12 protein-coding genes are annotated in these 16,250 nt (G+C 69.2%); 7 read left to right on the forward strand and 5 right to left on the reverse strand.

Features of this window, described 5'->3' with window-relative positions:
• Positions 1-163: 163 nt before the first annotated feature.
• The gene (locus tag NGR01S_RS24915) at positions 164-1,669 is read right to left on the reverse strand and encodes a hypothetical protein (RefSeq protein WP_084481683.1); all 1,506 of its coding nucleotides are present in this window, start codon (positions 1,667-1,669) and stop codon (positions 164-166) included.
• Positions 1,670-1,748: 79 nt separating this feature from the next.
• On the reverse strand, positions 1,749-2,867 hold the full coding sequence (locus NGR01S_RS24920; protein WP_245664759.1) for a hypothetical protein: 1,119 nt from the start codon (positions 2,865-2,867) through the stop codon (positions 1,749-1,751).
• A 126-nt stretch (positions 2,868-2,993) separates the two neighbouring features.
• Here NGR01S_RS24920 and trmB point away from each other — a divergent pair, with 126 nt between their 5' ends.
• From trmB to NGR01S_RS24935, 3 genes are read left to right on the forward strand one after another with little or no spacing between them, the layout of a single operon-like run.
• A complete protein-coding gene (gene trmB / locus NGR01S_RS24925) occupies positions 2,994-3,812 on the forward strand; it encodes a tRNA (guanosine(46)-N7)-methyltransferase TrmB (RefSeq protein ID WP_063040913.1) in 819 nt (272 codons plus the stop codon).
• A complete protein-coding gene (locus NGR01S_RS24930; RefSeq protein WP_063040915.1) occupies positions 3,812-4,540 on the forward strand; it encodes an NYN domain-containing protein in 729 nt (242 codons plus the stop codon). Before trmB ends, NGR01S_RS24930 begins: the two co-directional genes overlap by 1 nt.
• Positions 4,541-8,182, forward strand: a complete 3,642-nt coding sequence (locus tag NGR01S_RS24935) for an MMPL family transporter (protein WP_063040917.1) — start codon at positions 4,541-4,543, stop codon at positions 8,180-8,182.
• A gap of 18 nt (positions 8,183-8,200) precedes the next feature.
• On the opposite strand, the gene NGR01S_RS24940 is transcribed toward NGR01S_RS24935, so the two are convergent.
• Positions 8,201-8,851 carry a DUF1707 SHOCT-like domain-containing protein gene (locus NGR01S_RS24940; RefSeq protein WP_157107433.1) on the reverse strand — a complete coding sequence of 217 codons (651 nt, stop codon included), beginning with the start codon at positions 8,849-8,851 and terminating at the stop codon, positions 8,201-8,203.
• A 122-nt stretch (positions 8,852-8,973) separates the two neighbouring features.
• Positions 8,974-10,290: an AI-2E family transporter gene (locus tag NGR01S_RS24945; protein WP_063040919.1), complete on the reverse strand. Its 1,317-nt coding sequence runs from the start codon at positions 10,288-10,290 to the stop codon at positions 8,974-8,976.
• A 335-nt stretch (positions 10,291-10,625) separates the two neighbouring features.
• Here NGR01S_RS24945 and NGR01S_RS24950 point away from each other — a divergent pair, with 335 nt between their 5' ends.
• From NGR01S_RS24950 to NGR01S_RS24960, 3 genes are all read left to right on the forward strand, one after another.
• A complete protein-coding gene (locus tag NGR01S_RS24950) occupies positions 10,626-12,104 on the forward strand; it encodes an adenylate/guanylate cyclase domain-containing protein (RefSeq protein ID WP_063041033.1) in 1,479 nt (492 codons plus the stop codon).
• Positions 12,105-12,247: 143 nt separating this feature from the next.
• Positions 12,248-13,351, forward strand: coding sequence for a lysylphosphatidylglycerol synthase transmembrane domain-containing protein (locus NGR01S_RS24955; RefSeq protein ID WP_063040921.1), 1,104 nt, complete (start codon positions 12,248-12,250; stop codon positions 13,349-13,351).
• Between the two features lie 54 nt (positions 13,352-13,405).
• On the forward strand, positions 13,406-13,774 hold the full coding sequence (locus tag NGR01S_RS24960; RefSeq protein ID WP_063040923.1) for a DUF3054 domain-containing protein: 369 nt from the start codon (positions 13,406-13,408) through the stop codon (positions 13,772-13,774).
• A 15-nt stretch (positions 13,775-13,789) separates the two neighbouring features.
• Here the strand turns inward: NGR01S_RS24960 and NGR01S_RS24965 are convergent, their stop codons facing one another.
• Positions 13,790-15,385 carry an NTF2-like N-terminal transpeptidase domain-containing protein gene (locus tag NGR01S_RS24965; protein WP_084481684.1) on the reverse strand — a complete coding sequence of 532 codons (1,596 nt, stop codon included), beginning with the start codon at positions 15,383-15,385 and terminating at the stop codon, positions 13,790-13,792.
• Between the two features lie 388 nt (positions 15,386-15,773).
• On the opposite strand from NGR01S_RS24965, the gene aroQ reads away from it, so the two are divergent.
• Positions 15,774-16,238 carry a type II 3-dehydroquinate dehydratase gene (aroQ, locus tag NGR01S_RS24970; protein ID WP_063040927.1) on the forward strand — a complete coding sequence of 155 codons (465 nt, stop codon included), beginning with the start codon at positions 15,774-15,776 and terminating at the stop codon, positions 16,236-16,238.
• The last annotated feature ends 12 nt before the right edge of the window (positions 16,239-16,250 follow it).

The following is a 16,250-nucleotide window of genomic DNA, read 5'->3' on the forward strand; positions in this document are numbered from 1 at the left end:
AGCGCGAAAACACCTAGCGCCACCATTGGCGGGTGAGGCTTCCGCAACGGTCCATCCTGTGCACCGCCGGATCGAGGCAGTGTACTAAGGCGCGAAGCGGACGCCCAGGTTCCTGTCTAGAGGTTAACGCGGTATTGCGCCCCCGATGGAAGCGGGTTGCCGATCAATAGGGGTGAACGAACTGATTTCCGGCGGTCGGGGCCCACTGCTCCAGTATCTGCCGGTCACGGGCACATGCGGCGAGTCGGCCGGGCTGCCCGGTGGTGGCGCGGCGCAATGCCGCCTCCAGTTCGGCGACCCGCCGGTCCACCGCCACCATGCCGGCCGCCGCGGCCCGCACCATTTCGTCGGAAAGGTCGGATTCGGTCGCCACCAGCGCGGTCACCGCTCGCTGCTCGAGCTGGGCTTTCACATTCGCCACCGCGTCGGCGACCCAGTGCCGCAGATGATCTCGGTCGGCGAGCTGGCGGCGCGCCCGCACCACCCAGGCGGCCGCGCCCGCGCCGAGCAACAGAGTCACCGGCACGCTCGCCGCGTCCAATGCCGGCACCAACGCGAGCGGCGACACCATCAGCCGTCCCAGACCGACCCCCGCCGAGGCGCCCAGCACGATCATCAGGTGATCTTCGACACCCCCGGGCCGGGGTTGCGGATCCGGACCGAGCGTGGGCGCCGGCTCGTACCGCAGTGTCGGAGTTCCCTCCGCAGGTGGGACGCTCGCCGGGTGCGCGGCCGCCGCCCGCGCCCGCAGTTCGGTCAGCCGGGCGGCGATATCCAGATCCACCGTCCCGGTCAGCTGCCCGACCGCCTGCCGCAGCCGCTCCGGGAAGTCACGCCGGCCGGCGCGAGCCATGTTGTCCAGTTCGGCCCGGGCCTCGGCGTGCAGTGCCCGCACGCGGGAGCCGACCTGGGTGAGCAGGTCCACCCGGGCCAGATTGATCTGGGCCCGCAGGGTGGATACCGCCACCGCGCGCCCACCGTCCCGATCGGCGAGCAGCCGGGCCCGCTCCGCCCGCAGCAGCTCGACCTCGGTACCGGACCGGAGCTGCGCCTCCTCCTGCACGATGCGCTCCCGGGTTCCCGCGACCACCTGGGCGAGGGCCGCTGTCCGGCGGGCGCCCGCCGTCGCGGTATCGGTGGTGAGCGCGACGAGCCGGGTGTGCAGCGCGGCCAGCCCGGAACGGTCCGACAGGGCCGAATCGGCCCCGGTCCGGGCGGCCAGAGCCAACCGGGCCGATACCGGCACGATCTCGCAGTCCAGTTCGGCGGCGGCGAGCAGTTCGGCGCTGCGGTCGCGGACCAGCTGCCAGTCCTTGTGCGCATGGGTGCCGTTCAACACCAGTAGTACCCGGGCTCCCTCGGCGCACAACCGGCGCACGGTATCCAGTTCGGCCGCGCCGATCACCACGCCGGCATCGAGGACGAGCAGCACCACACTGCCCGGTGCCGCGCGCGCCCACGGATCGGCCGTGGGCGCGCCGAGCTCGATCCGGGGTTCGATGCGGGTCAGTTCGGTACGTAGCAGGGCGGTGTTGGCGTCGTCGGCGCCGATGAGCCGGACCGCGGTCGCGCCACCGGAGACCGGCATCGTCCGCAACAAGGCCATACCCTGCGGATTCCAGCGCGCCACCACCTCGGCCACGGCGTCGGGCAGCGTATGCGCCGCCACGCTGCCGGTGGCCGCGGCGATACCGGAAGGACCCGGGAGACCCGGCGGTCCCGCCCCCGGACCTGGACCTGGACCCGGGTCAGAGCCCGACACTGCTCATCCGCTCCCACATCCGGAGGTATCCGTTGTGGACCCGGATGGCGGCGCGGCGCGCACTCGGCGCCATATCCCCGGCCACCACCGCCCGCCACCGGATGGCGCGGGCCAGCGCGTCGTCGGCGTCCTCGGGCTCGGGCCGGGGATAGCCCGCGGCCAGATGGGCGACCTCCGGATCGACCAGACCGCCGCACAGCGCCAGCCACCGGGCCTCGTCACTGTCCAGATATTCGGTGATCAGTGCGCGCGCCCGGCTGCGCCCGTGCGGCACGGCACGCGCGGCCAGCCGGGTCAGTTCGTCTATCAGCGCACCCGCTCGCCGCGATACCGCCTGCTGGTAGCGCTGACCGAGCAGGCGCGCCACCGGCTCGACCCCGCTGACGGTGTGCAGGATCTGCAGCACCGTCTGCGGGGCGAGATCCGGGTCGCGTTCCAGTGCGGCCAGTACACAGGACAGCCCGTACAGATCCCAGCGTTCGAGCAGTTCCGCGCGTTCCGCGGTATCGGGGCCCGGCGAGACGAACGCCTCGGCGGACAACGCCGCCGCGATACCGGACTGCGCCAGCCGGCGCAACAGCGCCAGATCGGTTTCCTGAAAGGCACCGGAAACGGTCCGCGCCGCCAGCGAACCCACCATCGGGAACGCGGGCAGCCCGAATTCCCGGCCGAACTGCCGGGCCGCGGCCACCGCGTCCGCCCAGCCGGTGCCGATCGCGTCGGCCTTGTTCAACACCAGAATCGTGCGTTCCGGGCGCAGTGACCCGAGTAACCGCCGGTCGCCCGGGGAGGGGGTACTGGCCAGGACGTAGACGACGATATCGGCGTCGAGTACCGGATCGGGGAAGCCCGGTTCGTCGACGGGCGCGGTCTCCACCGCCTGATGCAATCCCAACGCGCGGGCCACGGTGGTGCGGCCGGCACGGGCGCGCCCGGCGACCTGGGCGCGCGGCAGGGTCCGCCAGCGCTGCACCGCCATCTCGATACCGTTCGCGATACCCGCGTCGGCACCGTCACCCATCCGGAGCGTGGAGATCAGCCGGTCCAGCGGATCCCCGGCCCCGGCCTCCCGCATATACCTGTCCGATCCCTCGACTGCCGGCACGCGCCACACCCCCTTCTTCCGGTGCGCATTCTGTCAGAACGGGGGCCGCCCCGCGTTGGGTGCGGACCGCAACCGCCCTACCAACGGGTAGCCCCCTGACCGGTCCGTTGCGGCCCGGAACCGGCCATGCTGGACAATAGGGCTGTGAACGACGCTGCGCACCCCGGCTCCGAGTCCGTTCCGGTCGCTCTCTCGGAAACCTCCGGCGATACCGGAGAGCGGCGGCGACGCCATGCCGGTTCCCGGCTCTACCCCCGGGTCACCAGTTTCCGGTCCCGGCGCGGCGCACTCACCCCCAACCAGCAGAAATCCTGGGACCGCAGCTGGCCGGTGCTCGGCCGGGAGGTCGCCGACGAACCGCTCGACGCCGCGGCGTGGTTCGGCCGCTCGGCACCGCTGGTCATCGAGATCGGATGCGGTACCGGAACGGCGACCGCCGCCATGGCACTGGCCGAGCCGCATCTGAACCTGATCGGTATCGAGGTCTACCAGCCCGGCCTGGCCCAGCTCGTCCAGCGGATCGAACGCGAGGAGATCGGCAATATCCGGCTGCTGCGCGGTGACGCCGTGGACGTACTGGAGAATATGATTGCTCCAGGATCGCTGACCGGTGTGCGCGTATTCTTTCCGGACCCGTGGCCCAAGGCGCGCCACCACAAGCGCCGGCTGCTGCAAGCGGCCACCTTCGCCCTGATCGCCGATCGGTTACGGCCCGGCGGGATTCTGCACGTGGCGACCGACCACGCCGGGTACGCGGAGCACATCGCCGAGGTCGGCGCGGCCGAGCACCTGCTCATCGGACTGAACGGGACCGTCGGGGGAGCCGGTACCACACAACGGGCCGCCGCGCCGATCGGTTTCGAGCGGCCGGTCACCAAATTCGAGAGCAAGGCACACACCGCCGGTAGTGCGATCAACGAGTTCATATGGGGCAAGATCGAATGATGAGCGTCAGTGAGATGGCCCCGGCCGGCGACGAGGTTGCCGGAAGTCTGCACGAATCCGGTGACGAGTCGGTAGGGCCGGATACGGACGGTCTGCGGCGGGTCCTGCTGGTCTGGGATGCGCCGAACCTGGATATGGGACTAGGCGCCATCCTGGGTGGGCGGCCCACCGCCGCCTACCGGCCCCGCTTCGACGCACTCGGCCGGTGGCTGCTGGCCCGCACCGCCGAACTCTCGGCCGGCGAGAAGAACCGGCTGGAGCCCGAGGCGACCGTATTCACCAATATCGCCCCCGGCACCGCGGATGTGGTCCGGCCGTGGGTCGAAGCGCTACGTAATGTCGGTTACGCCGTTTTCGCCAAGCCGAAGATCGACGAGGATTCCGATGTCGATTCGGACATGCTCGGCCATATCGCCCAGCGCACCCGGGGCGCCGGCCTGGCCGGGATCATCGTGGCCTCGGCCGACGGCCAGGCCTTCCGCGAGCCGTTGGAGCAGCTCGCCGCCGACGGCATCCCGGTTCAAGTGCTCGGCTTCCGCGAGCACGCGAGTTGGGCAGTAACATCCGATACTCTCGAATTCGTCGACCTCGAGGACATCCCGGGAGTTTTCCGTGAACCGCTGCCGCGGGTGAGCCTCGACTCGCTGCCCGACGAGGGTGCCTGGCTGCAGCCGTTCCGGCCGCTGTCGGCGCTACTCACCTCTCGCCCCGCACAAGGAGTCGCTTAAGTGTTCACCCGCTGGGGCGATCTGGTCCATCGGTTGCGATTCGCCGTCATCGGAGTTGTCGTCGCCGGGATGCTGGGCCTGGGGGCCTACGGTCTCGGCCTGGCCGACCATCTGAGCTCCAGCGGTCTGTTCGATCCGAACTCCGAATCGGTGAAGGCCGCCGAACTGTCCGATGAGGCGTTCGGCCGCGACCACAATGCCGATGTGCTGGTGCTCTACACCGCACCCGAGGGCCAGACCGTCGACAGCGATCCGGCCTTCCGGGACAAGATCGTCGACAGCCTGAACCGGCTGCCCAGGGAACATCCGGACCATATCGCCAAGGTGAACGGCGCCTACTGGAAGACCGAGACCGGCGAAGCCCAGCCCGCGGTGTTCGGTTCGCAGGACAAGACCAAGACCTTCGCCTCCATCGCGATCGTCGGCGACAACGACACCGATATGGTCCGCAACTATCGCGCGGTCAAGGACGTCTTCGATATCGAGGGCGTGAATGTGCAGGTCGCGGGCCTGCAACCGGTGGCGGGCACCCTCAACGACACCATGGCCCACGACCAGCACCGGATGGAGATCCTGGCCATCCCCGCCGTGGGCATCCTGTTGTTCTTCATCTTCGGCGGCGTGGTCGCGGCGGCGCTGCCGCTGATCATCGGCGGCCTGACCATCATCAGCGCCAACGGCATCATCATGATGCTGACGAAGGTCACCGAGGTGAACACGTTCGTCGGCGCGGTGGTCTCCATGATCGGCCTGGGCCTGGCCATCGACTACGGCCTGTTCATCGTCAGCCGGTTCCGCGAGGAATTGGCCGAGGGTTACGACACCCGCGCCGCGGTCCGCCGCTCGGTGGTCACCGCCGGACGCACGGTCGTCTTCTCCGCGACCATGATCATCGCGAGCCTCGGCGGCCTGCTGCTGTTCCCCCAGGGCTTCCTGAAATCCATGGCCTACGGCACCATCGCGACCGTCGCGCTGGCCGCACTTGCGTCGATCACCCTGCTGCCCGCCATGCTGAGTGTGCTGGGCAAACGGGTGGACATGCTCAGCTTCAAGCAGATCCGCAAAACCAAATCCGCCGAGGAGGTGGAGGCCAGTTTCTGGGGCCGGGCCACCACCTGGGTCATGCAGCATCCGCTCAAGATCGCCATTCCGATCTGTGTGCTGCTCCTGCTGCTGATCATCCCGGTGAAGAACCTGGCCTTCGGCGGTATGAGCGAACGCTATCTGCCGCCGGACAATGCCACCCGCGTCGCGCAGGAGGAATTCGACAAAACTTTCCCGCTGCGCCAGTCCGACCCCATCCAGCTGGTGTTCGTCAGCGAGGACACCCGGGCCATCGCGAAGGTGGTCCGCGAGGCCGACAAGGCGCCGGGCCTGGCCGACGCGTCCGGTTTCTCGGTGCCGTCGGAATCCACGACCCATTCCGGGGTCTTCCGCAGCAGCGCGACACTCCTCGATTCCGAGGACTACCGGCCGACCGTGGAGTATCTGCGGGCGATCGACGTACCCGACGGCGTGACCATGTATGTCGGCGGGCAGCCGACCCTGCAGGGCGACAGCATCGACGCGCTGCTGGACCGGATGCCGCTGATGATCGCCCTGGTGCTGCTGGTCACCACGGTGCTGATGTTCCTCACCTTCGGCTCCCTGGTGTTGCCCATCAAGGCGGCGCTGATGAGCGCGCTCGGCCTCGGCTCCACCCTCGGCATCCTGACCTGGATCTTCGTCGACGGTCACGGTGCCGGCCTGCTGAACTTCACGCCCCAGCCGATCATGTCGCCGGTGCTGGTGCTGATCATCGCGATCATCTACGGCCTGTCGACCGACTACGAGGTGTTCCTGCTCTCGCGGATGGTCGAGGCCCGCGCCATGGGCGCCTCGACCACCGAGGCGGTGCGGATCGGCACCGCGCACACCGGACGCATCATCACCGCCGCGGCATTGATCCTGCTGGTGGTGACCGGCGCGTTCGCATTCTCCGATCTGGTGATGATGCAGTACATCGCCTACGGCATGATCGCGGCGCTCATCATCGACGCCACCATCCTGCGCATGCTGCTCGTGCCGGCGACCATGAAGCTGCTCGGTGACGACTGCTGGTGGGCCCCGGCCTGGATGAAGCGGATCCAGCAGAAGATCGGCCTGGGCGAACCGATCCTGGCCGATGAGCGTCCCGGCGGCGGCGATGTGGTCGACCTGGTCAAGACCACCCCGGTCACCGATCCGGTCACCATGCAGATGCCGGCGCTCGGCGCCGAGAAGCAGCGCAAGACGCCGGTGCTCAAACGCACCCGCGAGGAGATCGAGGCCGCCGCGCCCACCGCGCATATGCAAACGGTCTCGAAGGGCCCGCGCAAGGCCGCGGGCAAACAGTCATCCGCCGCACCGTCGGCACCCAAACAGCAGATGCCCACCCCGCCGGACCCGACCCGTCCGCGCGCCAACCCGCCCGCCGACGGCCCGGGCGAACCCGGCCGTGGAGCCGAGGAAACGCGCGGTCCGCGGCCCGCCGCGGCGCAACCGCCCACGGAGAGCCCGGCGTCGCCGAACCGGAACCCGCAACAGCCCGGCGCGGAATCCGGCCCGGCGCCGAGCCGTCTCCCGGGCCGGGCCCCCGAACTCGGTCGTGGTCCAGGCGGCCCCGCCCCCGATCCGGGCCGTGCTCCCGGCCCGCGCAACGACTTCCGGCCGCTGCCCGGCCGTACCCCCGGTAATCAGCCCGGACCCGGCCGCCCGCAACCGAGTCAACCGGGCCCGGAGCAGCCCACTCCGCCGCCGGAGGCGCAGCGCGCCCCGGGTGGCCCGGCCGGTTCGTCCCGGCCCGGTTTCGCCACCCCGAACCTACGTGGTCTGTTCGCCTCCGAACCGACCGAGGACGGCGAGCCGCAGAACGTCGGCGGCCGCACCGTCTACCCGAGCCCCGCCGACGCTCCCCCGGTACCGCCCACCTCGCAGCCGCCCCGGCCCACCGGTGGCGCGGCCCGCCCCCGGCCGGACAGTTCGACGCGGATCCCCGGCCAGCCCGGTGGCGCGGCCCGCCCGCCCGTACCGCCGCGTCCCGCGGCGCCCGAGGGCCGCCCGCCCGGCCGTCCCGGTCCCGGTCAGCCGGGCGGATGGGCAGGCGACGGTAACCGCCCGGCACCCGGCCAGGGCGCGGCGCGTCCGCCGGCCCCGCCGCGCCGCCCCGGACCGGACGGACAGCCGGGCCCGGCGGACCCACGTCTCCGCCAGGACCAGGGTTCGCAGCCGCGACCGATTCCCCGGACTCCCGAACCCGGTAACCCGGGCCCGGCCGGACGCGCCCAGGGCCTGCCCGAACTCCCGCGCCGGGTACCGGGCGCCCAGCCCCCGGCGGTGCCCGGCCTCTACCCCACGCCGGAACCGCCGACCCGGCCCGCCGAGCGTCCGGGCCCCACCGCAGCGCGACCCGACAGCTTGGCCCAGCAGTCCGCCGGTGGGGTCGGCCCGCAGCAGAACGCGGACCCGCGCGAACGCAACAGCATCGAATCGTGGATGGCGGGACTGCGGTCCGCGCGGCGTCAGCAGGCCGGGACACCGGTCGACGACTCCGGCCGTCACCAGCAGAGCGAGGGCCGTTCGGTCAGCGTGAACGAGCTGCTGCGCCGCCGCGAACAGGATTGACGCCGCCGGGAGGACCGCTCAATGCCCGAGCAACCGGCGCCAATGGGCGGCGAAGGGTTGTTTCGCGGTGACCGAGCCGAACCGGACCCGGCCGTGTACCAGCAGATGCAGCGGTCCGATCGGCGGGCCGCTGCGCACCTTGTTGTTCACGCTGGACCCGACCAGTTCGAGGCCGTCCAGGTCGACCGTGGCCTCTTGCGGCACCACCAGGGTCAGGGAACTCGCGTAGTCGTCGACCTGGATCTCCACCACCTGGGTGGTCATGGTCGCCTGGGTGAAATCCAGCGTCACCCCGGACAACCAGCTGTTGACCCGCAACATCGGGGCGACCTGCCAGTTGCCCCGGCGGTTCACCCCCGACATCCGCGGCCGGATGACCCCGCCCTGCACTACCCCGGACAGCCCCGTGCGGGCGGCGTCCCCGGGTTGCGGTAGCGGTACCGGCTTACCGTGACCGGCCCGCTCGGTGGTGGGTTCGCCGATCAACCGGACGCCGGGCAGGTCGACGAGCACCGAGTTCAGTTCGCCGCGGGTCCTGGCGGCCAGCGCGGTATCCATCCGCTCGGTGAACTCGCCCAGGGAGAGCATGCCCAGACCCACCGCGCGCTGCAGGAGTTGCCCGACATGTTCCCGTTCGGCGTCGGATACACGCAGGTTCCGGTCGCCCACTTGGCCACCGGAACCCGCACCGTCGAATACCGGATCGGGGCCGTTCATAGGACTGAGGTTACCCAGCACCGCCTGGAGCCCGCATCAGGGCATTCCCCGATGCGGGGGTGGCAGGCGCCACGTCAGACCTGCTCATCTCCGGTTTCCCGCCGGGTGGCGGAGACGCTCGGCCCGGGGTCCGTACCGTCGCGGCGCGGCTGCGGATCGGCGGGCCGGGCCAGCGGTAGCCGGCGCTGCGCCTCGGCGAGCAGGGCCCCGATATCGAAACGGCCCAGGATCTGGGGCCCGCCCAAGGTATGTTCGCCGTCCTCCGGCGCATCCGGTTCGGCGACATAGATTCCTTTACGGTCCGGTGCCGATTCGTCGAGCAGCTCCTCGGGATCCGCGGCGAGCAGCGAGCGAATGGCGGTGTTCAGCACCGCGACCAGCGGTACTGCCAGCAGACCGCCCGCGATCCCGCCCAGCACCACACCCGCGGCGATCGCGAGTACCACCGCCAGCGGATGGATCCGGACGGCCCGGCCGAGCAGCAACGGTTGCAGCACGTGCCCCTCCAGCTGCATCACCGCGACGATGATGCCGAGCACGATGAGCGCGGTCACGAAACCCTTGGTCACCAGCGCGATGAACACCGCCACGAAACCGGCCAGGAACGCACCGATGATCGGGATGAACGCGCTGATGAACACGAGCGAGCCCAGCGGCAGCGCGAGCGGCACACCGAGCAGAGCCAGCCCGGCCCCGATCCCGATCGCGTCCACGGCGGCGACCACGACGGTGGCCCGGACGAAGCCCACCAGCGAACCGAATCCGAGTTCCCCGGCGGTGCGCACCCGTTCGCGATGCTCGGTCGGCACGACACGGGTGACGAAACGCCAGATCTGGTCACCGCTGTAAAGCAGGAAGATGAGGATGAACAGGGTGAGGAAGGTGCCGGTCAGGATATGGCCGATCATGGTCGCGGTGGTCAGCGCACCGCTGGTGAGCGTGTCCTGATTGGACTGGATGGCGCGGACGGTGGCATCGCCGGCATTGCGGATCTGGTCGTCACTCAGGTGCATCGGACCGTTGATGGCCCAGTCCTGGACCTTGTGGATGCTGTTGGTGAACTCGTCGGACAGCTGCGGCACACCCACCACGAACTGCTCCACCACGAAGGTCACCACACCGGCGACCAACCCGAGCGAACCGACCAGCGCGACGAAAACCCCGAGCCCGCGCGGCACCCCGCGACGCTGCATCCAGTCCACCAGCGGTGCGAGCAGCGCGGCCGCCAACATGGCGATGGCCAGCGGGATCACCACGGTATCGAGTCGCCGCACCGCCGCCGCCAGCACCGCGACCAGGGCGAAGATCACCAGTAGCCGCCAGGCCCATTCGGCGGTCTGCCGGACGATGGGGTGAACGGCGTCTGCGGCAGTTGGTTTCGGCTCGGTCACCCGGCCGAGCCTAGTGAGCGCGGCCGGGCCGAGCCCACCAACAGGCCGCGTACGTCCGGAGCAAAGGCAGCGGCACACACAAACATGCACATCCGAACCGGCTGCGGAGGTGAGCAGTACATGCACGTCCGCAGCGAACGCGGAGGTCCGTAGTACGCGCCACGGCCGGAGCGGAGTCCAGCCGACGCGCCACGGCCGGAGACACGCCCAACACGCCACGCTCGCAGTGGACCTGGAGCGACGTCTATCACGCACAACCCGGGAACATGGGGCGGTCGGCACCGGGCGCTAGATTGGTACGCGTGTCAGCGCCATTGGAAGCGGTCAAACAGACCATGCATACGCGCTGGCCCCTGTATCTCACCTCGATGCTGCTCGCGAATGCTTTCGGTGCGGTATTGGTGTGGGCGTTCATCCAGTACGGACTGCCGGTGCCCGAAGGTGAGGAGCCCGGTACCCGGGAGATCGGACTGCTGGTCCCGGCCGTCGTCTTCCTCACCGGTGGTTTCCTCAGTGTGGCGGCCTCGGCCCTGATGCTCCGGCCGGTGATGCGCTGGCAGGTGCGCGGTGGCCCGCCCAGCCGGCAGGAACAGATGGCCGCCCTGCACGCGCCGCTGCGCCAGGCGATTCTGCATCTGGCCCTGTGGATCCTCGGCGGCGGGGTGCTGGGCGCGGCGATCATCTCCGAGACCCCGGCGCTGGCCGGCACTGTGATCATCACCGAATGTATGGCCGCGACCATTGTGTTCGGTTTCACCTACATGCTCGGTGAACGTATCCTACGACCGGTAGCGGCCGAGGCCCTGACCGCCGGGCGTTTCGACCACACCCTGACTCCCGGTGTCGGTACCCGCATGGCGATGACCTGGGGGATGGGCACGTTCGCCCCGACCATTGCCATCGTGCTGCTGTGTGTCACCCAGATCTCGTCGGATGTGAAGTTCTCCGCGCAGTCGCTGGCGGTATCGATCCTGCTGCTGTGCGGGGTGGTGATCATGCAGGCGCTGGCCCTGTCCATGCTCACGGCGAGCAGCATCTCCGACCCGGTCCGCCAGCTCAGCCAGGCCATCGACCAGGTGCAGAACGGTGCCCGGGATGTGCAGGTGGAGGTTTTCGACGGGAGCGAGATCGGGCTGCTGCAGGTCGGTTTCAATCGCATGATGGAGGAAGCGGCCACCCGGCAGCGGCTGCAGGAGTTGTTCGGCCAGCATGTGGGCGCCGAGGTGGCCCAGCGCGCCCTGGACTACGGCACCGAACTCGGCGGGGAAACACGATTCGTGGCAGTCCTGTTCGTGGATATGGTCGGCTCCACCGCGACCGCCGCCGAACACCCACCCACCGAAGTGGTGAGCCTGCTCAACGAATTCTTCCGGGTCGTGGTGGATGTGATCGACCGCCACCACGGGTTCGTCAACAAATTCGTCGGTGACGCCGCGCTCGCGATATTCGGCGCGCCGCTGGACCGTCCGGACGCACCGACGGCCGCGCTGGCCGCCGCCCGCGATCTGCGCGAGGCATTGCGCGCGGTCGCCGGACTGGATATCGGTATCGGAGTTTCGGCGGGATTGGCGGTCGCGGGGAATATCGGTGCCGCCAACCGCTTCGAATACACCGTTATCGGCGATCCGGTGAACGAGGCTTCCCGGCTCACCGAACTCGCCAAGGACCATCCGGGCCGGGTGCTGGCCTCCGGTTCGGCACTGTATTTCGCCGAGGACAGCGAGCAGCGGCACTGGACGGCCGGCGAAGAGGTGCAATTGCGCGGCCGGCGCCGCAAGACGCGGCTGTCCTGGCCCAGCGAAACCGTGGACTAGGCGTACCTCCGCATCCGCTCCGGCCGTGCGCGTCACCATGCCGACCCACCGCCCATCACACCGACCCGAGCCGACCTCGTCGGCCGCGGCGGTATCGGGCCAGGCAGCGGACTTCGGCGGAAGGTGTCCATTAGGCTGGGCCCGTGACGGCCAACGGTGAAGCAGCGGGCACCGCTGCTGTGCCCGGGGCCGGAGCGCCGGAACCCGCCGAGAATCGCCGCCACAAATTCCGCTGGCTCAAATGGCTGGCCGTTTCGATCGTGCTTCTCCTGCTGATAGGCGAAGCGATTTATCTGTGGCCGCGATTACACGAGTCATGGCACAAACTCACCGAAATCCATTGGGGCTGGGTCGCGCTGTGTATCGCGGCGCAAATGCTTTCCATGACCGGGTTCGGCCACATCCAGAAACAGCTGCTGCGGGCCGGCGGTGTCGAGGTGAGCCAGTATCGCTCGGTAGCGGTCGTTTACGGCGCCACCGCCATGTCGGTGACCCTGCCCGCCGGTCAGGTGTTCTCCACGGCGTTCACCTACCGGCAAACCCGGCGCTGGGGCGCCAGCCCGGTGGTCGCGTCCTGGCAGCTGGTCTTCTCCGGGGTGGTCTCCGCGGCGGGTCTGGCCCTGATCGGCGTGCTCGGCACCGTGCTCGCGGGTGGCCGGGTGGGTCCGGTGAACCTGATCGTCTCGGTGGCGGCGGTGATGGCGCTGGTCTGGGCGGGGAACTACGCCTCACGGCATCCGGGCACGCTCGAGAAGGTGCTGCATCGCGCGCTGCTCACGGTGAACCGGGTGCGCAAACGGTCCGCGGATACCGGTATCGACAAGATCCGGGAAATGCTCGACCAGGTCGAATCGGTGAAACTGGGCACCCGGGACGGCGCGTGGGTCACCTGGTGGGCGGTGATCCACCGGCTCGCCGATATCGTCTGCCTGGGCGCCGCCTGCTATGCCATCGGCGGCGACCCCCGGTGGGCGGGACTGCTGATCGCGTTCGCGGCGGGTAAGGCCGTCGGTTCGATCCCGTTCGCGCCGGGTGGGATCGTGTACGTGGACGCGACCCTGATCTACGGTCTCACTGCGGCTGCCGGACTGCCCGCGGCGCAGGCGGTCGCCGCCGCGTTCGTGTACCGGCTGGTTAGTTTCGTGCTGATCGCGATCATCGGCTGGATCGTCTTCGCGTTCCTGTTCCGTACCCGTAATGCCGAGGACGACGAGTACGAGAAGGAATTCTCCCAGCGCAACGCCTGAGCCGGCAGCGCACACCGTGGCCACGGTGTCGCGGCCGCGACTAGGCTGCTCGGAGTGAAATGGATCGTTGCGATCGGTGTCGACTTCCTCCTGGTGGTGTTGTTCTGCGCCATCGGCCGCCGCAGTCACGACGAGGCCGTGCTCACCGGTCTGCTGCATACGGCCTGGCCGTTCGTGGCCGGACTGGCCGCGGGCTGGGTCGTGGCGGTGCTGGTGGAGCGCGGCCGGACCGGCACCGAACCGCTCGACGGCTCGCGCCTGTGGCCCGCCGGTGTGGTGATCTGGTTGTGCACCCTGGTGATCGGCATGCTGTTGCGAATGGTCGCCGGTCAGGGCACCGCCGTCAGTTTCATCGTGGTCGCGGCGCTGGTGCTGGCGTTCTTCCTGCTGGGCTGGCGGGGGGCCGTCGCGGCGATCAGGTGACCACCCGGCCGCCGCTCATTCGTCCGGCTTGGCCAGCGCCTGCAACATCCGCTCGCCCATTCGGACGACCATATCGCCGCTGTCGACATCGGCGATATGGATGGCGAACGACAGATCACCCATACTCGCGATCAGCCAGCCGTCCTCACCGGCTTTCGCCGAGAACCCGGTGACGTCACGGAATCCGCGCAGCCGAGCCATCTGCGGCGCGTTCATCCCCTCGCGCATCGCCGCGCGCAGCGCCGCGTCGACGGGCCCGGGCAGTGGACCCATGGGCGCGTCGGTTTCGCTGGGCCGGCCCCGTTCGAGCATCGGCGGACGGGTAGTGCCGTTGGTGATGGCCGCCGCCGCGATCGCCATGCCGAACGGGCTGACCAGCAGCGCATCCGTACCACCGCCCTGGCGAACCGGTTCCGCGCCGCCCGCCCCGGCCGGGCGCCCGGTCACCTCCTCCAGCCCCGGGACCCGGAAGTCCACGCCGACGCCGAGCATGGCGGCCGCCTCGATCACCTCCTGGTCGGTGACGTCTTCGGGTGCTTTGCCCTTGGCCGCCCCGGCCGCCTTCTTGAACAGTTCGATGGCACCGCCCACCGGGTACAGCCCGGTGAACGCGACCGGCCCCTGCGCGCTCGAGTAGTTGTTCTGCGCCGCTGCCACCACGGCTCCGGTGGAGGGCTGGGTGACCACGATGGAGGCGGGTGAACCCACGCTGACCACCGCGTCCTCGGCGGCACGCTGCAACCGCTGGTCCATGGTGCCCGCGATATCGGGACCGGCCGGGCCCTGGTTGCCCGCCAGCTGTTTGATGAAGCGGCCGTTCTCGAACAGCTGCACCGCCCAGCCGGAATGCTGGTCCTGGCTCTGTTCCCAGACCTTCTTCATGGCGTCGAGCATCGGCGAGAAGATCCGGCGATCGGCGACGATGAGCCGCGGTTCCTGTTTCATCACCACGCCCGGGATCGGCGCCATCCGCGGTTCCAGGATCGCGAAATCGCCCTCGCGCAGGCTGACCGCCGTGATCGGCTTCCCGCCGGCGGCGGCCAGATCGTCGCGAAGCGAGGCGCCGGTGATGAGGGGCGCCACCGGTTCGATGGCACGGGCCAGCGCGTCGGTGGAGGCCACCGGGTCCGGCATCCGCGTCGGATCGAGTTCGACGACATTGATGATCTGCTGGGTCATCAGCGGTTTACCGATATTGTCGACGACCTTCGGCGGCGGATCCGGGGTGGTGCGCACCAGCTGCACGGTGCGGTTCTGGCTGAGTTCGGGCATGACCACGGCCGGGTCCCAGGAGATCCGCCAGCCGTTCGCGAGTTTGCGGACGGTGCCCTCCAGCCCGTAGGACCAGTTCTTCTGCTCGCCGAAGCTCCATTGCACATCGAGACTGAAGATGCCGGATTCGGCATCGAGTCCGATGAATTGCGCCTTCTCGTAGTCGACGGTGCCCGATTCGAGGCCCTCGAACATTTGCTGAAGGGTTGCCGAAGCCGCGGAGGGATAGGAGGTCAACTCCGCCGCGGCGGCGTAGTCGTGCTCGTCGAGTCGCTCGGTGAATCGGTCGACGACCGCTTCGGGTCCGGTTACCTCGGCCCCGGACCCACACGATCCCATCGCAATTGCCAGAGCCGCCACCCCCGTAAGGGCGATTGCGCCCCGGAAGCGAAAGCGGCGGGATCCCCTCACGTCCATGTCGCCCACTCTTCACTCTTGTCACACCGGTAACAAGACCACCGTACCTGAAAAATGCCTGCTTGCGAGTGATCGCAAACCCGAAACCATACCCTGCCCCACCGTGTGCGGTTGCGGCCGAGCCCAACTCGTCGCACAGCGGACCATGATCAATTATCGGGGCGCCCGAGAACACCCGGCGACGCTACGCTACCGATCGATCAGAAGCGGTGCGCCGTTACCCCGCAAGTCCGCATTCATCGAAGAGATACCCCGTCACGGTAGCTCAGAATCATCCGCCCGCGCGGGAGGTGTCGGTAGGGTTGCTGTCATGTCCGATGCCGCCGTCCCGCAAACCTCGAGCAGCCCGATTCTGGTCCTCAACGGGCCCAACCTGAACATGCTCGGCACTCGGCAACCCGAGATATACGGGTCGGAGACCCTCGATGATGTAATCGAATTGTGTCGTCGGGCCGCGGCGGCGCACGGGTGGGAGATAGCTCATTTCCAGTCGAATTCCGAGGGCGCGCTGATCGACCGGATCCATGAGGCGCGCGGCACCGTGTCGGCGCTCGTGATAAATCCCGGCGGCCTGACCCACACCTCGGTGGCGCTGCGCGATGCGCTGGTCATCCCGGAGGTGCCGATCGTCGAGGTGCACATCAGCAATGTGCACGCCCGCGAGGAGTTCCGCCGGCACTCCTACGTCTCCCCCATCGCGGACGCGGTCGTCGCCGGAATGGGTATCCAGGGCTATGCCGCCGCGATCGAATACCTGCTGACCCGGCGGTCCTGACACCCCCGCACC

Origin of the sequence: Nocardia grenadensis NBRC 108939 (assembly GCF_001613445.1) — a bacterium.
Taxonomy (GTDB): domain Bacteria; phylum Actinomycetota; class Actinomycetes; order Mycobacteriales; family Mycobacteriaceae; genus Nocardia; species Nocardia grenadensis.